Source organism: Kitasatospora sp. NBC_01246 (genome assembly GCF_036226505.1).
GTDB lineage: Bacteria > Actinomycetota > Actinomycetes > Streptomycetales > Streptomycetaceae > Kitasatospora.
Genome location: NZ_CP108484.1, coordinates 7,746,667 through 7,764,089, shown reverse-complemented (window position 1 = coordinate 7,764,089; position 17,423 = coordinate 7,746,667). Strand labels below are relative to the sequence as shown.

Here is a 17,423-nt window from a genome sequence, read left to right as displayed (position 1 = left end):
GAACTCCTTCCGGAGAGCAGGGAGTTACCAGGAAACGGGCAGGGACTTCACAGCGAAGACGGACCCGTGGGTCCGCAGCGGGACGTCGTCCGCCGGCACCGCCAGGCGCAGGTCGGGGAAGGCCTCCAGCAGGGCCCGCAGGCCGACCCGCAGCTGCAGCCGGGCCAGGTTCTGGCCGATGCACTGGTGGACGCCGTAGCCGAAGGCCACGTGGCCCGCGGTGTCCCGGGAGAGGTCGAGGTCGGCGGGGCAGCCGAACTTCGCCGGGTCGCGGTTGGCGGCCGGCAGCGAGACGGTGACCGTCTCGCCCTTCTTCACGGCGTGGCCGCCGAGTTCGAGGTCCTCCAGGGCGGTCCGGAAGATCTCGTACTGGTTGACGGTGATGTAGCGGAGAATCTCCTCCACCGCGTCGTCGATCTTCGAGGGGTCGGCCCGCAGGGCGGCCAGCTGCTCCGGGTGGTGCAACAGCGCGAACACGCCGACCGTCAGCGCGCCCTCCGTGGTCTCGTAACCGGCGAACAGCAGCAGGGCGGTGATGTTGCCCAGCTCCTCGTCACTGAGCTCCCCGGTGGCGATCAGCCGGCTCAGGATGTCGTCCCCGGGCTCCGCCTTCTTGCGCGCGATGGTCTCGTGGATGAACGCGCCCACCTGGGCGAACGCGGCCATCGACTCCTGCGCGTCACCGAACGGGTTGTTCATGACCGCCGGCGCCTCGGCGTAGCGGTCCCGCTCGCTGTAGGGCAGGCCGATCAGGTCCGACAGCACCCGCAGGACCAGCGGGTTGGCGAAGGTCTCCAGCAGGTCGGCGGAGTTGCCGTGCTCGCGCATGACCTTGATCTGCTCGGCGGCCACCGCCTCGACCTGCGGCGTCAGCTGGTTGATCGTGCGGCCGGTGAACTCGCGCGTCAGCAGCTTGCGGAACCGGGTCTGCTCCGGCGGGTCCATGTGGATGAACATCCCCGGCATGGCCGGGAACTGCGGTACCGGGCCACCGTACTTGGTGACCGGGAAGTGCCCGATCTCCAGGTTGTGGCTGAACTTCGGGTCGCTCAGGACCTGCCGGGCGAGCTCGTGGCTGGTGGCGATCCACCCGACGTGCCCGTCGGGGTAGACCATCCGCGCCAGCGGGCGCTCCTTCCGCAGCTCGTCGAAAATCGCCGGCGGGTCGAACTTGTCAGTCCGCGCCCAGGCATCCTCGTAAGAGATCGCCTCGCTCATGACGCACCTTCTCCGTTTCGGGTCGAAATATCCCTGCGCACGAAAACGGCAGCCCCGCCGGTTCGGTACGGAGCCGTTTCCCGGACAATTCACCGGGCCCGCACCGGTGTGCGGGCACGGCGAATCACGCGGCGAATCCGGCACAAGCCCGCCGCGATGTTCCCGCCGGCCGCGAATGACGGCCGGGCCGTTCCGTGGAATCAGAGAGCCAGCTTCTTGAGCGTCTCGTTGGCGTTCGCCAGGGACTGCTCGCCCAGCGGCTTGAGCGCCGCCATCGCCGGCACGATCGCCGCGAGGGTCAGCTCGGCGTGCACGAACTTCAGGTCGTCGGCGAGGCCGATCGAGCTCAGCACCGCGCGCAGGTAGGGCTCCTGGTGGTCCCAGCCCTCCCGCGGCGTGCCCGGCGCGTACGAGCCGCCGCGGGCGGTGACCACGATGACCGTCTTGCCGCTCAGCGGGCCCGACTCGGCGCCCGGGGGCACCATGTGGGCCGGGCTGACCAGCAGGTCGATCCACGACTTGATCGTCGACGGCACGGCGTAGTTGTACATCGGGACGCCGAGCACGATCGTGCTCGCCTCGCGGACCTCGGCCACCACGGCCTCGGTGAGCGCCTTCTCCGCCGGCGCCAGCCCGTGGTCACGGCTGGGGTCCAGGAGCGACTCGCGCACCGCGTGGGTGATGTGCGGGACCGGCTGGGCCGCCAGGTCCCGGTAGGTGTAACCGTCACCCGGGTGGTTCTGGCGCCACTGGGTGGCGAAATACGACGACAACTGCCTCGTCACGGAGCCGGTGGCGCGGATGCTCGAATCAATGTGGAGAAGAGAAGACACAAAGGGCCCCTGGATTGTCCTGAGCGATTCACCGAGAACTGCTTTTCCAACGCTCTTCGAGTCTAAGGAGAAGCGCCCCGGACGGGCATCCCTCAGTCTGGTAGCGCGGGTGGCCACCGGCCCGTGAGGAGCCGCGCGGCGGGCCCACGCGCCGGCCCGGACGGCCGGGCGGCACGCCGCGGCGGCCCCGTCGGAAGGGCCCGTTCCGCGACCGTCCGCACACCGTCGCACCGGCGCGCGGGCCTCACACGGCCAACCGCCCGGCCGGTACCTCGGGCACGAACGCGGACTCCGCGCCCAATTCGGTCGTCCGCTCCTCCACGAGCCGGTTCCAGGTGCCGGCCAGCTCCACCCGGGAGGCGACGTCGAGCTTGCGGAAGATCTTCTTGAGATGGAACGCCACCGTGTGCGGGGACATGAAGAGCTGTCGCCCCACCCGCCCGTTGGTGAGTCCCTGGCTCACCAGCTCCGCCACCGCGTACTCGGTGTCGGTCAACTGGCTGGCCATCGTTCTGGTCCGGCTCGGGCGGCGCGAGAACTGCCCGCTGTTGCCCTCCAGTTCCCTGAGCTTGCTGCGCACCCGCAGGACGTCCCGGGAGGCACCGACCGCCCCGTAGCCGTCCGCCGCCCGTTTCAGCAGCTCGACGGCCTGGTCCTGCTCGGAGCGGCGGGCGAACCGCACCGCACTCGCGTCCTCCAGCGCGGAGGCCTGCGCCCACCGGTCCAGGTGCAGGCCGGCGGCCCGCTCCAGGGCCGCGGCGTTCCGCTCGAACAGGCCGATGGCGTGCGCGGACGCCGCCTGGACGGTGCGGAAGCTGGGGTTGCGCGCCGCCAGTTCGTTGACCTGGGTGACCGTCCGGACGGCGATCTCGTCGTCCGACAGCCGCTGCGCGGCGCGGACCAGCCAGGCCGCCGCCGCCGGCTGCGAGACCAGCAACTCCCGGGCCAGCGCACCGTCGTGCACCAGCCCCTTCAGGAGGTGGGCGATGCTCTCCGTCCCGTCCCGGGCCTCCAGCACCTGGGCGACGGCCCAGGCGCACTGCCCGGCCATCAGGTTCGCGCGTCCGAGCAGGGCGTGGTCCCGCAGCCGGTTCGCGTACTGGAGGGCGGTGGTGAGGTCCAGCTGCCGGGTCGTACTGACCGCCATGACGAGGAACCCGCTCGGGTTCAGCGACCGGTTGCCGGCCTGCTGGGCCAGCCGGAGACCGGCCTGGGCCGAGGCGACCGCCCGGTCGAGCTCGCCCTTGGCCAGGCTCAGCTCCGCCTCGCACAGCAAATGAGCGGCACGCTTCTCAACTTGGTTCGATCCGTGGACAGGTGACGTGTCGTCGGCGAGCATGTTGGTAGCCGCCCCCAGACCGCGGACGCGGGTCAACAGCGTCGCGTGCCAGATCCTCGCCTTCAGCGAGCAGGAGCCCGGCGCTCCGGCCTGCGCCCGGCCCGTGGCGGCGGCAGCCAGATCCATACTCCTACCGAGCTGGCCGTCGAGCCACGACTGGGCGGAACGCGCCGCCAACTGGACGACTTCGTCGGATAACTGCAGGGAAGGACCGGGCGCCGCGTAAGTCCGAAATGACACTGTATCCTCCGACTCGGAATCGGTACCGCCCTGTCCTGCCCGGCTGCTCGGCGGGCATCGTCGGACGCCACTCGATTCGACATGGGAATGTGGGGCCTGCAACACGATCGTGCCGGTGGTGCCTGGTCGGTCGCGGACGAGCGGCGGCCCGGCGGTCCGCGACGCATGGTCGGGCCCCCGTGTCCCGAGCCCGTCGACCGGCGGGCCGGGCCCGGTCCGCAGGACGGAAGGGCCGGTTCCGGAGCGCCGGAACGTCTGGACAACATTCGGCAACCCCCTTCCACAGAGCCGTCGTTCGACTCCAGGAAGACCTGCCGGGGCCGCCTGGGGCGCTGACGTGAGATTGACCACTGCGCGACGGCGCGTCGGCCGCCGAACGCGCGGCGGCGCGCAGCCGATGAGCCGGAAGAGCCCGCTCCGGTCACGAGGTGCCGGGTGCGACCACAATGTCGTCGGGGCTCTGAACAGCCGCCCGACCACCGGACGGGGCCGGCGGGAGGAGACGGGGAGAGGAATGCGCGATGACCGGGTCGTCGGTCATCCGCGAACGGTAGGGCAGCGAACACCGTCCGATCTGTAAGAGGCCTTCGCCGCAGGCACCCTGATGTCCCGTCGGCCGGTGACCCGGGCTGCGACAGCGACCCCGGTCGCCGTGACCGGCGAAGGCGGCGCCCCCCCGGAGGCCCCCCACGAGCATGCCCAGAACACCGAGGCCTTGGAAAGGGCTGGCCACATCGTGGAACAGATCGTCTCGCCGCCGCAGCTGTTCAGACACGTCGCGACCCACCACGACCACCGACTCGATCCGCACGCAGCATCCACCCCCTCGGCCCGCAGCCTCGCCCGCTGTGCGACATGCCGGAAAGACCCGTCCCCGCCCGCACCGCGGGCCGTCGCCCCCCGGCCCCCGCCGGAAGACGCACTCGGACGCGCCCCCTGGCCTGTCCATGCCGATTCAGACTCTACGTCATGTCGAACACGATCGGGTGATGATCGTGATCATTTCTGTGACCGGAGTGACGCCTGTGGCATGTCGCTCTCCGTGTGCACAAAGGGCGGCCGGCCGGTCCGAGCCATGCCGACGACCGGCGCGGCGCAGGCCGCACCGACCGTTCGACGTTCAGCCCGTCACGGCGAGTTCGGCCACCACCGCACGGTGATCCGTACCCGGCACGCGGTGCCCGGACACCGCCACGGCGGTCAAACCTTCACCACGGAGGACATGGCCGATCTGAATCATCGGCGGTAGGTGCGGGAAGTCCGCATTGTCCTCCGGCCAGGCGGGCGAACCGCCCCGGCCGAGTTCGGCGTGGGTGTTCGTCAGACCGGTGGCGAGCAGCCCGGCCAGGGCCGCCGCCCACCACGGGCGCAGGGCGAGCAGCACACCCAGCACCACCAGACCGGCGACCGCCGCGTAGGGCAGCAGCAGCACCCTCGGGAGCGCCGGCGGGGTGCCGTCGTCCCAGCCGCGAGCCGGATCGCGACCAGCGCCACCGGAAGCAGCAGGACCGCCCCGCAGAGTCCGATCAGCGCCCTGCGCGTCCACGTCCACGTCCACGTCCACCAGCTGATTCCGGCCACCCGCTCTCCCACCGGGTGCTCCGCTCCCCACGGTCCGGTGCGGCCGGCGGGCTGCCCGGTGGCCCGCCCGCGCGGCCGTCGGCCCGGTTCTCGCCTTCGCCTTCGCCTTCGCCGGAAGACGCGGTGGGCGGGTGCGGCGGTTCCGGCCCGCGCAGGCCCCGTCCGGCGCCGGGCGGGGCCTGCGCGGGGCGGGACGGAGCCCGTCAGGCGGAGGCGAGGTGCGCCGTCCACTTGGCGCGCCAGGCGAGGGCGTCGGCGACGGCCTCGGCGATGGTGCGCCGCGCGGTCCAGCCGAGGAGTTCGCGGGCGGTGTCGACGGCGGCGTAGCAGCCGATCACGTCGCCGGGCCGGGGGTCCGCCTCCCGGACCTCGACCTCGGCGCCGACGGCGGCCTCGAAGGCCGCGATCAGCTCGCGGACGGTGGTGCCCTCGCCGGTGCCGATGTTGATCACCCGGTAGCGGTCCTCGGCCGCGGGCTTGATCACCTCGTCGAACCGGGTGAGCGCGGCGACATGGGCCTCGGCGACGTCCTGCACGTGGATGTAGTCCCGGATGCCGGAACCGTCCCGGGTCGCCCAGTCCGCGCCGGTGACGGTGAACGGCACGCCGTCGGCATGGGCCTCGATCAGCTTGCCGAGGGCGTGGGTCGGCCGGAGGTCCTGCAGGCCGGTGCGCAGCCGCGGGTCGGCGCCGACCGGGTTGAAGTAGCGCAGCGCGACGACCCGGAGGTCCTCGGCGCCCTCGCCCCGGGTCCAGTCCTGGAGGACCAGCTCCATCATCTGCTTGGTCCGCGCGTACGGGCTGCCGGCGGCGACGGGGCAGCTCTCGTCGACCCGGGCGTCCGGAGTGGGCGCGTAGATGGAGCCGGAGCTGCTGAAGACGACCCGGGTACAGCCGTTGCGCTGGAGGCCCTCCAGCAGCTCGACGGTCTTGGCGACGTTCTCCCGGTAGTAGAACAGCGGCTTGGCGACCGACTCCGGCACCACGATCCGGGCCGCGCAGTGCAGGGTGGCGCCGATGTCGGGGTGCTCGGCGAAGACGCGGTCCAGGAGGTCCGCGTCGGCGATGTCGCCCCGGTAGAACTCCCGGCCCTCGACGAACTCCGGCCGGCCGGTGGAGAGGTCGTCGAGCACGACCGGCGTGATGCCCTGGTCGAGCAGTGCGGACGCGACGGTGCTGCCGATGTATCCCGCGCCACCGGTGATCAGGACCTTCTTCATACGCGGACGCTCCCTTGCTCCCATCGGACGCCGTGGCGGCGTCCGGTTGAGAGGGGGGACGGTGGGTTCGGGCCCGCCGGTTCCGCTGACCTGCGGATCCTTCGACCGGGAGTCAGCGCCGGCGGCCCCGGCGGAGCGCGAAGCCGGTGGCGGCCAGGACGACGGCGGCCACGGCGGTGCCGACGGCCAGCCGGACCGCCGTGGACGAACCGTCGCTCCCGGCGGCGGTGTCCTGCGTGGGGGGCACGGTCTGCCCGGCGGTCGGGCCGGCCGTCGGTCCGGCGGAGGGGGACCCCGCCGGAGGGGTCGGTGCGGGCGTGGCTCCGGACGTGAGCGTGGGCGTGGGCACGACGGTGGGCCCCACCGTGGGCCCGGCGGTGGTGGGCTGCGCGCCGGACGTCCCGGTGGGGGTCGGCAGGGGCGGGTCGGAGATGACCGCCGGTTCGATGTCGAGCTCCCGCTCGCCGTGCCCGAGCGAGGGGAACGCGCAGTCCACCGTGATCCGCCAGTGGCCGGCCGGCAGCATCTCCCGGGTGGTGTAGGAGCCGGGGTGCCCGGGCACGGCGACCAGACGCCAGGGCCCGGCCGAGCGGCCGTCGGCGGAGGTCGCGGCGAGCGACCCGGCGAACTCCTCGGTGACCGGGTCGTGGTCGTTCTCCCAGGTGGCCACGGTGGTGACGTGTCCGCTGTCCTGCCCGGTGACCTCCAGGTGGACGGTGTCGCCGTGGGCGGCGGCGGGCAGTGCGGCGGGTGCGAGAACGACCGCCCCCGCGAGGGCGAGGGCGGTGGCGAACGTTCGGGTGCGCATGGTGGGGCATCCTCGGGGGTGGCCGGGTGCGGCCGCCACCGCTGTCGAGCGGTGGCGGCCGCACCCGGGGTCATCGGGACGGGCGGGGGAACGGGTACGGCGGGGCGACCCGCCGTCGGACGGTCCTCGGCGGGGCCGCCGTCAGCTGGTCTTCTGGAGCGTCCAGGACTGGTAGGCCTGGCCGTTGGGCTTCTGCAGCTCCAGCAGCCAACCGCCGTAGTACCAGCGGCTGCTGACCCCGAGGACGAGGCTCGAACCCTCGGCCGTCAGGGTGACCCCACCGCCCGACTGGGTGAGCCGCCACTTCTGCGCGCCGGAGTCGGAGCAGGGCTGCTGCGCGAGGTACTGGCCGGCCACCGGGGTGCCGCCCAGCTGGAGGCACTTGTCGGAACGCGCCGACTTGATCCGCACAGTGCCCGAACCGGCGTCCTCGAAGCTCCACTTCTGGTTGGCGTAGCCGGTGCGCTGGTACGCGATGGCCACCGTGCCGTCGTTGAGCGAGCTGCCCCAGAGGTCGGCGGCCTGACCGGTCAGCCCGTTGACCATCGTGTAGCGGGTGCCCGGCTGCGGCTGGCCGGCGTCGGCGAGGGTGCGGAAGGTGGCGGAGCGACCGGGCTTGGAGACGCTGCCCGCGCTGTCGCGGACGGCGATGGCGACGGTGTACGAGGTGTTGGGCGCCAGCCCGACGACACCGACGACGGTGGAGCGGACGGTGCCGATGGTCTGGCCGTTCAGCAGGATGTCGTACCCGGCGGCCGCCGGCGCGGCCGTCCAGCTCAGCATGACCGAGTTCTGGGTGAGCTGACTGGCCGTCACATCAGGCGCGGTGCCACCGGTGGGCGAGGCGGTCGGGGTCGGCGTGGGCGAGGCGGTCCGGGTCGGCGTACCGGTGGGCGACGGGGTGGTGGTCGCCGTCGGGCTCCCGGTCGGGGTCGGCGCCGGCGTCTTGGTCGGCGTGCCGGTCGGGCTCGGCGTGGTGGTCCGGGTCGGCGTGGCCGTCGGGGTGGCGGTGGGGCTCGGGTTGGGGTTCGGGCCGGTGCCGCCCCCGGGGATCAGGAACCGGTTGTTGGCGACGTTCCAGTGCGTGGCCAGGTAACTGCCCGGCGCGGGAGCGGTGTTGTAGTAGTCGTCGTGGTGGCAGTCGAGCCGGTTGTCACTGGCGTTGTCCGGGCAGACCGTCTTCATCGCCGGGTAGTACGGGGTGTCCGAGTAGCACATCAGGTCCCACTCGTCGACGCAGTGGCCGCCCTTGCTGGAGTTGGGTGCGCTGTTACTCACCGCACCCAGGTTGTGGCCGAGTTCGTGCGCCGCCGTGGAGCCGCCCCAGCAGCCGGAGTCGGTCCGGCCGTACGACGGGCCGAAGTTGCTCAGGTTGTCCTGCCCGGGGCGCTCGTCGCCCGCGAAGGTGCCGATGCCGCAGTAGACCTTGGCATCGGTGAACATCATGTACTTGCGGTCCTTGCGGTTGAACCCCTGCGCCGCGAGCGCGCGGTTGCTCGCGTTGAAGTCCTTGATCTCGGAGTCCGAGATCTGCACGTTCAGCACCGAGGCGGTGCAGTCGGGTTCGGTGACGAAGCGGACGTGCCGCACGCCGCCGGTCTCCTGGGCGCTGGCGTTGTAGATGACGTCGACGTCCGCGGCCCACTTCTTGAACGAGGCCAGGTACTGGGCGAACCGGTCATTGCCGGGGGCGTGGACGTACACCGCCTGGACCCGGTTGCCGGTGCTGCCGTCGCCCTCGCAGACGAGCGCGGAGCCGGCGGCGGCCGCGGCCTGCTGGGGCGCGGGCGCTCCGGCGGCGGCGTCACCCAGCAGGGCCTTCTGCCCGGCGTCCAGGACGGGCGCCGCACCCTTCAACAGGTCAGCGGCGGCGGGCGGTTGGGCGTCCGGGGCCGGGGTGAGCACCGGCGCCCGGTCGGCCGCGGCGGCCACCGGCGGGATGTCCTTGCGGATGTCCACGTCCTTGGGCGGCGCGTCCGGCCCGTGGCTGCAGAGCTGCCCGCCCGAGACCTCCAGCGAGCCGGCGCACCGGTCGCCGCTCGGCAGGGCCAGACCGGCGTAGACGAGACCGCGCTCCGGCTGGTCCTTGGGTATCTCCTGCAGTGGGGCGGCCTTCTTCTCCCGCTGCGGAGCGGGCGCCTGGGTGGCCCCCTCGGCGGTGCCGGTCTCCCCCGGGTCGTCGCCGTCGGCGACCACTCCGGCCATGCCACCCGCCGCCCGGTCGGCCGCGGCGTCCGCCGCCACCGACACGCTGCGGTCCGCGGCCGGCTCGAACGCGGTCTGGATCCCCAGTGCGCCCGCGACCAGCCCGGCCACCACGGCCGCGGCCAGGAGCGCCGTCCGGCGCCCGGGCCTGCCGCTCCGGCGGCGACGCCGCTCGGTACTCCGGCGCTCGCTGCTCCGGTCTCCCATGTGTCCGTCTCCTCTCCTCGGTGCGACGGTCCGCCTGCCGCTGCTCGCGGCGGCCGGACCGTCCGACACCAGGGAGACCACGGCCGACCGGGCCGGATAACAGAAACCTCCTTTCGAAACTCGCGCAGATCTGCGGATGGCTTCGAACCGGCGCGCGAACGGGCCCACCGAGCACGCGGCGAACCCCGCGGCGCGGGCCGGTGCTCGGGCCGCCCGGCCCGCACCGCACCGGCTCCCGGACGGCCCCGCCCGACCGGTCCGGTCGCCCGTGTGACCGCCGTTCACCCGGGGGCCGTGGTCACCCGTGCGAGGGAAGAACGAAGGTTGTCCTTTGAACAGTTGCGGCCGCTGGCCAGAATGGGCTTCCTCGGCCGACCGACCGGTGGCCGATGACCGGTGACCGCCGGAGTGCGGTGACCGGCGGCCGGGGACCGGCGATCGAAGAGCGGGGGTGGGGGCATGGAGCCGGGTTCGCCGGGCTCCGGTCGGGGGGTCGGGGCGGCCGCCCGTCCGGCCGCCACCGATGCCACCGCCACGGGCTGCCCGGGCGCCCCACCCCGCCGGCACCCCCCTCGCGGCTTCGCGAAGTCGGCTCCCCCGAAGCGGAGTTCGTGCACGAGCGGAACCCGTTCGTCCGCACCCTCGTCCACTGGGCGGCCCCGCCGTCCGCTACCGCACGGAGGCTCCTCGATGATTCCCCGGCCGCCCGTCGGGCACCTGGTGCCACTCCCGCACGACCCGCCGGACGCCCCACGCCCGACCGCCCACCGCGGCTCGGCGCACCCCGACTCCGAGCGCCTCACCGCCCACCGCACGCCCACCCACCGCTTGTTCGACCACCGCGCGTCCGACCGCTCCGCCGGAGCGCGGTGAGCACCGCTGTCGTGCTCGGCGGCGGACTCGCCGGGCTCCTGGCCGCCGCGGCCCTCGAACCGCACGCCCGCCGCGTCACCGTCGTCGAACAGGACACCCTCCCCGACGGGCCGCACCCGCGCCGGGGGTTACCGCAGGGCGACTTCAGCCACATCCTGCTCGGTGGCGGAGCCGACGCCCTCGACGCGCTGCTGCCGGGAACCGTCGACGCGCTGCTGGCCGCCGGAGCACACCGCCGGCCGATGCCCTCCGGCATGCTGATGCGCCTCGGCCCGGGCTGGCTCCAGGCCTTCGAGTCGACCGCCTATCTGATCGCCTGCAGCCGGCACCTGCTCGACCACATCGTCCGGCAGCGGCTGCGCGGCCGGGCCGCCGTCACGATCCGCGAGGGCACCTCCGTCCTCGGCCTGACCGGCGACGCGGCCCAGGTCCGCGGGGCGCTGGTGCGGAACCCGGACGGATCGCGCGAGACCCTCCCGGCCGACCTGGTCGTGGACGCGACCGGCCGCCGCTCCCAGGCCCCGCGCTGGCTGCGCGCACTCGGCTCGACAGGTCCGCGGGAGGTCACCGTGGATGCCGGACTCGCCTATGCCGCCCGCCTGTTCGACGCGCCGCGCGGCAACCAGGGCTTCCCCGTCGTCAGCATCGTCCCCGTCCCCGGCCGGCGGACACCCGGGCGCGGCGCCACCGTCGTCCCCATCGAGAACGACCGCTGGATCATCACCCTCTCCGGCACCCGGGCCGGCGAACCCTCCCGCACCGAGGCCGAGTTCCACACCTTCCTCAAGGGCCTCACCCACCCGGTCGTGCACGACCTGGCCCGCGCCGCCCGCCCCGTCGGCCCGATCCGCACGTGTCGCGGCACGCTGAACCGCCGCCGCTGCTACGAGAGCGGGACACCCGCGGGGTTCGCCGCGACGGGCGACGCGCTGGCCGCCCTCAACCCGGTCTACGGCCACGGCATGGCCGTCGCCGCGCAGTGCGCCGTCGCCATCCGGACCACCCTCGACGCCGAAGGGCTCCACCCGCACGTCAGCGCCACCGTGCAGCGGCGGATCGCCCGCGCCGTCGACACCCCGTGGAAGATGGCCGAGGAGCAGGACCGGGACTTCCCCGGCGCACGGTCGAACGAACCTCCCGCCCAGCGGCCGACCGCGCGACTCGGCCGCTGGTACACCGAGCGGCTGCTGCGCGCCGCCCTCACCGACCCGGCCGTCTCGGCGGCCTACTTCGACGTCTTCTCGCTCGCCGCCCCCGCCGACCGGCTGACCTCGCCCGCGGTGGCCCTCGCCACGCTGCGGCCCCGCCGGACCGTCCCACCGACCCTCGGCGAGGCGATCGCCCGGTTCCCGCGGGTGGCCGAACTGACCGGACCGTACTGACCGGACCGTACTGACCGACCTGTTCTTACCGGCCCGTACCGACCGCCCGGCCCCGGTCGCCGACGGCCCCGCCGACGGTCGGCCGGCGGCGCCGGGAAGCGCGCTCGGGGGGTACGCGCTCCCCGGCATGAGGTGGCGGAGCCACCCGGCCGGCTGGTCCGAATGCCCGGACCACGGCTGCCGTGACCGGAATGCTAGACCTGAGCCGGCGCCGTGACCAGAACTCCGACCAGCCAACTTCCCGCCCAGGACATGCCATTCGGACCGCCCCGGCAGGCCCGCCCGGCCCCTGCTGTCACTCCGACCACCACGGCAGGCCCGCCGCCCAGCGCGCGACCCAGCCCGCGAAGCCCGGCTCCCCCGCCGACCCGCCGTCCGGGGCGCGGTAGGGGACGGCGCCCTCACCCGTGATCAGCCAGATCTCGCCGCGCCGGGGGCCGGAGACCACCAGGTGCCAGTACATCCCGCAGCCGTCCGTGCCCAGCACGATCGAGCCGTGGTGGAAGACCCGGTCCAGGAGCGCCTCGACCTCCTCCTCGGGCCGTGGATCGTCGTCCCACAGCCAGGCGGCCGACAGCGGGAACGGCTCGGCGAGGACCTGCCCGGGACGGCCGGCGCCCCAGTCGGCCGGGAGCGCGGCGGCCGGTATCAGCCCGTGGTGCGGCGGGCCGTCCGAAAAGCCGTCACAGATCTCGGCCACGAACGTCCGGTACGGCTCTGGCAGCACGATGCCGTGCTCGGCCTCGAAGGCGCGCACCCCGCCGCGGCCGAGTGGTGGTGTCCGCGACGACCCGGCCCGGTCGGCACCGAACGCGGCGCGCAGCAGGGCGAGGTCGGCGGCCGAGGCGTGTTCCGTCATGCCGTCAGGAGTACCAGAGGGGTACGACAACCGCGGCCCCGCACGAAGGGCACGGGCTCAGGGCAGTTCACGGCGGGTCGGGGCTGCTCAGGGCTGCTCAGGGCTGCTCAGGGCTGCTCAGGCCGCGACGCCCAGGTGTCCCACGCCGTAGGAGTGGACACCCTGCGCGTGCATGGCGGCGAGGGAGGCCGCCAGGCGGTCCGGGTCACCCGCCAACCAGAGCCGCAGCCCGGCCGCCAGCGCCGCACTGGCGGGGCCGACCGGCAGCCCGGCGGCCCGGGTGACCCGCTCACCGACCAGCGGGAGCAGGTCCGCGACCGGCAGGGGCAGCCAGAGGGTGACGGCGCAGGGCGCGGGCCGGGCGAGAACGCGCAGCAGCCCCGGCACGCCCGCGTCGTCGTGCAGGGCGGGGATGACGTCCAGCAGGCCGTCCACCGCGACCTCCGACACGTCACCGCGGTGGCCGCGGGCCAGTGCGCGCAGCAGGGCCCGCTCGGCCGCGGAGATCCGGACGGTCAGCATGACTTCTTCGCAGTCCATGGTCCCAGTTCCCGTCTTGCGCTAGGGGTGTGCCGGTCGGTCGGGTGCTCGTCTGCTCGTCACTCGTTCGGGGCGGTGCCGTGCCGCGTCCTGCGTCCTGCGCTTTGCCTCGTGCGTCCTGCGTCTCGCCTCGTTCGTCCTGCGTCCTGCGTCCTGCGGTACCGGACCGGCCGGGGTCGTCCCGGGCGACCGGTGCCGTCCGATACCTGCCCCTCAGCAGGGCCGCGCTACCGCCGTGATCAAGCCGTAGTGGCCGTCGTAGCGGCGGTAGAGCACCCGGCCCCGCGCATCGCCGGGATCGGTGTGGAAGACGAACGGCCGACCGGTGAGCCAGAGCCGGCGGGCCGCCTCGGCCAGGTCGGACGTGGGCGCGGGACGCGGGCTTTCGGTCGTGAGGAGCCCGGAGCCGCCGGCGCGCGCGCCGGCGTGGGTGCGCACCACCCGGAGGCCGCCGCTCACCGCACCGCGGTGGACGACGGCGTCCTGGCCGGTGAGCGCGTCGACGAAGAGGTGGAAGCGGTGGTCCAGGGCCAGCATCGCGCGGGCGGCCTCGTCGGGGGTGCAGCGGGCCGGCGTGACCGATTTCCGCCGGACGAGCTGCCGTTCGGCCAGCGGGCGCGGCGCGTACTGCGGCCGGTAGGCGCTCTCGTACACCGCGGCCAGTCCGATCTCCCCCTGCTCGCGCAGCCGCGTGGCGCGCCCGGCCAGCGTGCCGAGCGCGACGTCCACCGCCTCGGCCCCGGTCGCGGCGGCCAGTTGCACCCGGACCGGGCCGACACCGTCCAGCTCGACCGCGGCCTGCGCCACGACCGGCCGGGTGAGCGAGCGGTGGCGCAGCCGGGTGAGCCGGATCCGGACCGCGTGCGCGCCCGGCCCGAGGGCCGTGCCCAGCCCCAGTGCCCGCGCCCGCGCGTACTCGGCATCCGCGCGCGGCAGTTCGCCGCGGATCTCCACCCGCAGGTCGGGGGCCGGCGGGTGGTGCAGACGGGTCATCAGGTCCTCCTCGGTCCGGGACCATGCTGGACCGCCCGGGGCCCTCCCGCCGAGGGCCGAAAGACCTGGTCTGTGCGGCAGCCCGGGACCACCCGGCCCGGGCCGGACGACCGGGCCGGGCCCGGCCGCACCGGACCGGCCGCACGGGCCTCCGGGGTCCCCGTCACGCGCCTCCGCCGTGTCCCCGGCAGCCGGGGCGCCGCTCGCGGGCCGCACGCCACGCGCTCCACCGATGGGGTGATCCACCGGAGTACGGCGCAACGCCCGCCGGACCGGCGCGTTTCCCATGTCGTGCGCCCTCTGGCAGTGGTGCGCGCGGGGTCCGCTCCGCGGAGCCCCCGATTCCCCCCGGTCGCGGCGACGACACCGGCGGTGCCGCCGCGACGGTTCATCTGGTGAGAGGTAATGTCATGGTCCTGACGACTGAGACCCGGAGATCGACCGTTCCCTCCAGAAGCACCCCCCGGAGAACCCCCGCGGCCCCTCCCCCGCTCGCGCCGGGCGCGCTGCCCGGCCTCGGCCACGCCCCCGCTCTGCTGCGCGACCCGCTCGGCTTCCTCGGCTCGCTCGCCCGCCACGGCGGCGTGGTGCGGATCCGGCTCGGCCCGCGCACCGTCTGCGTCGTCACCGACGCCGGCCTGGTCCACACCCTGCTGGTCGCGCTCGCGTACGACTGCCCGCGCGGCGCCGTCCAGGACACCCTCAGGACGGCGTTCGGTGACGGCCTGCTGATGTCCGAGGGCCAGGCGCACCGCGACCGCCGCCGGACCGTCCAGCCCGCCTTCGGCCCGGAGCGGACGGCCGAGTACCTCGCGGTGATGCACCGGGTCGCCGAGGAGCGGGCCGGGAGCTGGCGGGAGGGCCAGGTCCTCGACGTCGCGAAGGAGATGAACCACCTCGCGCTGGAGATCGTCACCAGCACGCTGTTCGACGCCCGGCTGAGCGAGGACGCCACGCTCGCCTTCCACCGGGCGCTGCCCGACCTGGTGAAGGGCCAGATCGTCCAGTCGCTGTACCCGCACCCGGCGTTCGCCCGGCTGCCGCTGCCGGTCAACCGGCGGTTCGACGCCGCCGTGCGGGTGCTGAACCAGGTCGTCGACCAGGCCGTCGACGGCAGCACCCGGCCCGGCGGCGCGCCGGCGGGCGGCTGCCCGTTCGGCGGTTCCGCGGGCGGCGGGCGGCCCTCCGGCCCGGCGGACCGCACCCTCCCCGCGCTGCTGCGCGCGGCCACCGACCCCGCCACCGGCCGGCCGCTCACCGAGGCCGACGTCCGGTCGGAGGCGATCACCATGTTCGGCGCGGGCACCGAGACCGTCTCCACCACGCTCACCTGGCTGCTCGACGAACTGCTGCGCCACCCCGGGGTGGAGGCCCGCGTGCTGGCCGAGCTGGACGAACACCTCCCGGCGGGCACCGTCCCGACCCCCGAGGCGCTCGCCCGGCTCGGCTACACCCGCAGCGTCACCCAGGAGGTGGTCCGGCTGCACGCGCCGAACGCCTTCCTGATGCGGACGGCGACCGTGCCGGTCGAGCTCGGCCCGTACCGGATCCCGGCCGGCACCGAGTTGCTGTACAGCCTCACCGCGTTGCACCGCGACCCGCACCTCTACCCGGAGCCGCTGCGCTTCCACCCCGGCCGCTGGCGCGAGGGCGGCTCGGCCGCGACCGCCGGGCGGCAGGCGTTCCTGCCGTTCGGCGCGGGCAAGCACAAGTGCATCGGCGAGGCGTTCGCCTGGGCGGAGCTGACCGTGGCCGCCGCCGCGATCCTGCGCCGCTGGCGGCCGACGGCGGTGGCGGGATCCCGGGCCCGCGAGGTGGTCTGGACGACCGTCCAGGCCCAGGACTTGCGCGTCCGCCTCGCCCCGCGCACCTCCCCCGCCCCGGACCGACCGGCCGGCCGGCCGGACGACCGGGCGCCGCACGAGGTGCCGGCCCGCCCCGCCGCGGTCGCCGCCCGGGCCGCGCTCGGCCCCCGGCCTGCCCCGCCCGCCTACCCCGCCGCCCGGCCGCCCGCCCCCGGAGGCCCACGCCGGCCCGCCGAACTGCGCGCCTCCACCGCCCGGCACGCCGACTGGGTGGTCGGCCACGGCCTGCTCACCCCGGCCGACCTGCCGCGCTACCAGGCCTACGCGCTCCCCGAGCTGATCGGCCACGCCTACCCCCGGGCCCGCGGCGCCGAACTCGACCTGCTCGTCGACGTCCTGGGCTGGTTCACCATCCTCGACGACCGCTTCGACGGTGCCCCCGGCCGCCACCCCGACCGGGCCCGCGCCCTCGTCGATCCGCTGCTCGCCGTCCTCACCGGCCCCGACCGCGCGACCGCGCCCGCCGGACCGGCCCCCGGCGACGACCGGCTCCTGGGTGCCTGGCGGGAGCTGTGGCTGCGGCAGAACGAGGGCATGTCACCGGCCTGGCGCGCGCGCGGCGCCACCGAGTGGCGGTCCTGCCTGGACACCTTCATCGCCGAGGCGGTGCACCGGTCGCGGGGCACCTCCCCCGGCCTCCCCGAGACGATGCGGCTGCGCCGCCACGCCAGCTGCCTCTACCCGTTCATGAACATACTGGAGCGCGTCCACGGCGCCGACGCGCCCGCCGGGCTGCACGCCGATCCCGAACTGCACCGGCTGCGCGCCCACACGGCCGACGCCGCGACGCTGATCAACGACCTCTACTCGCTGGAGCGGGAGGAGCGCCAGCCGGCCGCCGCCTTCAACACCGTGCTGACCCTGCAGCGGGTCCGCGGCTGCACCCGCCGCCGGGCGGAGCTGTCGGTGCGCGCCCGGATCGCGCGGCTGCGGGAGGAGAGCCGGACGCTGCGCCGCCGGCTGCGGCGCCGCCACCCCGCCGGGCACTGGTACCTCGACGGCAGCCGGGAGTTGGTCGACGGCGTCTACGCGTGGACCAGCACCAGTCGCCGTTACCTCAGTGACGGTCGCCGAGGGTGAACAGCAGGAGCACGAACCCGGCGAACAGGTGGGTGGCGAAGATGTAGATGCCCGCGCGGATCAGCATCGCCCTGCGCCTGCTCTTCTCGTCGCTGGTGCCGCTGGCCATGGCCGGGTTCTCCTTCGGTCGGGGGCCGGGTGCGCGATCGGACGGCCGGGCGGCGGCGTCGGGCCGGACGG

General features: G+C 74.4%; 13 protein-coding genes. 2 read left to right on the top strand and 11 right to left on the bottom strand.

The genetic code is table 11. The features are described 5' to 3' along the window. Nucleotides 1–24: 24 nt before the first annotated feature. From OG618_RS32925 to OG618_RS32895, 7 genes are all read right to left on the bottom strand, one after another. Entirely contained in the window at nucleotides 25–1,218 is a 1,194-nt protein-coding gene (locus OG618_RS32925; RefSeq protein ID WP_329491260.1) for a cytochrome P450, read from the bottom strand. Between the two features lie 200 nt (nucleotides 1,219–1,418). After that, nucleotides 1,419–2,051, bottom strand: coding sequence for an FMN-dependent NADH-azoreductase (locus OG618_RS32920; protein ID WP_329491259.1), 633 nt, complete (start codon nucleotides 2,049–2,051; stop codon nucleotides 1,419–1,421). Between the two features lie 244 nt (nucleotides 2,052–2,295). Further along, nucleotides 2,296–3,516, bottom strand: coding sequence for a helix-turn-helix transcriptional regulator (locus OG618_RS32915; RefSeq protein ID WP_329491258.1), 1,221 nt, complete (start codon nucleotides 3,514–3,516; stop codon nucleotides 2,296–2,298). Nucleotides 3,517–4,750: 1,234 nt separating this feature from the next. Next, entirely contained in the window at nucleotides 4,751–5,194 is a 444-nt protein-coding gene (locus tag OG618_RS32910; protein ID WP_329491257.1) for a hypothetical protein, read from the bottom strand. A 220-nt stretch (nucleotides 5,195–5,414) separates the two neighbouring features. After that, on the bottom strand, nucleotides 5,415–6,431 hold the full coding sequence (galE, locus tag OG618_RS32905; RefSeq protein WP_329491256.1) for a UDP-glucose 4-epimerase GalE: 1,017 nt from the start codon (nucleotides 6,429–6,431) through the stop codon (nucleotides 5,415–5,417). Between the two features lie 112 nt (nucleotides 6,432–6,543). Next, a complete protein-coding gene (locus tag OG618_RS32900; RefSeq protein ID WP_329491255.1) occupies nucleotides 6,544–7,239 on the bottom strand; it encodes a hypothetical protein in 696 nt (231 codons plus the stop codon). A gap of 141 nt (nucleotides 7,240–7,380) precedes the next feature. After that, entirely contained in the window at nucleotides 7,381–9,651 is a 2,271-nt protein-coding gene (locus OG618_RS32895) for an RICIN domain-containing protein (RefSeq protein ID WP_329491254.1), read from the bottom strand. An 869-nt stretch (nucleotides 9,652–10,520) separates the two neighbouring features. Here OG618_RS32895 and OG618_RS32890 point away from each other — a divergent pair. Further along, nucleotides 10,521–11,906 (top strand): NAD(P)/FAD-dependent oxidoreductase, encoded by a 1,386-nt coding sequence (locus OG618_RS32890; protein WP_329491253.1) that lies wholly within the window; start codon nucleotides 10,521–10,523, stop codon nucleotides 11,904–11,906. Nucleotides 11,907–12,201: 295 nt separating this feature from the next. Here the strand turns inward: OG618_RS32890 and OG618_RS32885 are convergent, their stop codons facing one another. The 3 genes from OG618_RS32885 to OG618_RS32875 form a co-directional block, all read right to left on the bottom strand. Next, nucleotides 12,202–12,765 (bottom strand): SMI1/KNR4 family protein, encoded by a 564-nt coding sequence (locus OG618_RS32885; RefSeq protein ID WP_329491252.1) that lies wholly within the window; start codon nucleotides 12,763–12,765, stop codon nucleotides 12,202–12,204. A gap of 117 nt (nucleotides 12,766–12,882) precedes the next feature. Continuing rightward, nucleotides 12,883–13,305: a hypothetical protein gene (locus tag OG618_RS32880; protein WP_329491251.1), complete on the bottom strand. Its 423-nt coding sequence runs from the start codon at nucleotides 13,303–13,305 to the stop codon at nucleotides 12,883–12,885. Nucleotides 13,306–13,518: 213 nt separating this feature from the next. Further along, nucleotides 13,519–14,298, bottom strand: a complete 780-nt coding sequence (locus OG618_RS32875; protein WP_329491250.1) for a sigma 54 modulation/S30EA ribosomal C-terminal domain-containing protein — start codon at nucleotides 14,296–14,298, stop codon at nucleotides 13,519–13,521. Between the two features lie 410 nt (nucleotides 14,299–14,708). Between OG618_RS32875 and OG618_RS32870 the strand changes: the two genes are divergently transcribed. Continuing rightward, entirely contained in the window at nucleotides 14,709–17,243 is a 2,535-nt protein-coding gene (locus tag OG618_RS32870) for a cytochrome P450 (protein WP_329491249.1), read from the top strand. Here OG618_RS32870 and OG618_RS32865 read toward each other — a convergent pair. Then, nucleotides 17,221–17,352: a DUF6126 family protein gene (locus OG618_RS32865; protein ID WP_329491248.1), complete on the bottom strand. Its 132-nt coding sequence runs from the start codon at nucleotides 17,350–17,352 to the stop codon at nucleotides 17,221–17,223. The two genes, OG618_RS32870 and OG618_RS32865, sit on opposite strands and share 23 nt — an antisense overlap. Between the last annotated feature and the right edge of the window lie 71 nt (nucleotides 17,353–17,423).

What these genes read in the sequence shown, in the direction of transcription:
- OG618_RS32870 (WP_329491249.1), top strand. Translation starts at nt 14,709, where the DNA reads ATGGTCCTGACGACTGAGACCCGGAGATCGACCGTTCCCTCCAGAAGC.
- galE (WP_329491256.1), bottom strand. Translation starts at nt 6,431, where the DNA reads ATGAAGAAGGTCCTGATCACCGGTGGCGCGGGATACATCGGCAGCACC.
- OG618_RS32880 (WP_329491251.1), bottom strand. Translation starts at nt 13,305, where the DNA reads ATGGACTGCGAAGAAGTCATGCTGACCGTCCGGATCTCCGCGGCCGAG.
- OG618_RS32925 (WP_329491260.1), bottom strand. Translation starts at nt 1,218, where the DNA reads ATGAGCGAGGCGATCTCTTACGAGGATGCCTGGGCGCGGACTGACAAG.
- OG618_RS32915 (WP_329491258.1), bottom strand. Translation starts at nt 3,516, where the DNA reads ATGGATCTGGCTGCCGCCGCCACGGGCCGGGCGCAGGCCGGAGCGCCG.
- OG618_RS32895 (WP_329491254.1), bottom strand. Translation starts at nt 9,651, where the DNA reads ATGGGAGACCGGAGCAGCGAGCGCCGGAGTACCGAGCGGCGTCGCCGC.
- OG618_RS32885 (WP_329491252.1), bottom strand. Translation starts at nt 12,765, where the DNA reads ATGACGGAACACGCCTCGGCCGCCGACCTCGCCCTGCTGCGCGCCGCG.
- OG618_RS32900 (WP_329491255.1), bottom strand. Translation starts at nt 7,239, where the DNA reads ATGCGCACCCGAACGTTCGCCACCGCCCTCGCCCTCGCGGGGGCGGTC.
- OG618_RS32875 (WP_329491250.1), bottom strand. Translation starts at nt 14,298, where the DNA reads ATGACCCGTCTGCACCACCCGCCGGCCCCCGACCTGCGGGTGGAGATC.
- OG618_RS32865 (WP_329491248.1), bottom strand. Translation starts at nt 17,352, where the DNA reads ATGGCCAGCGGCACCAGCGACGAGAAGAGCAGGCGCAGGGCGATGCTG.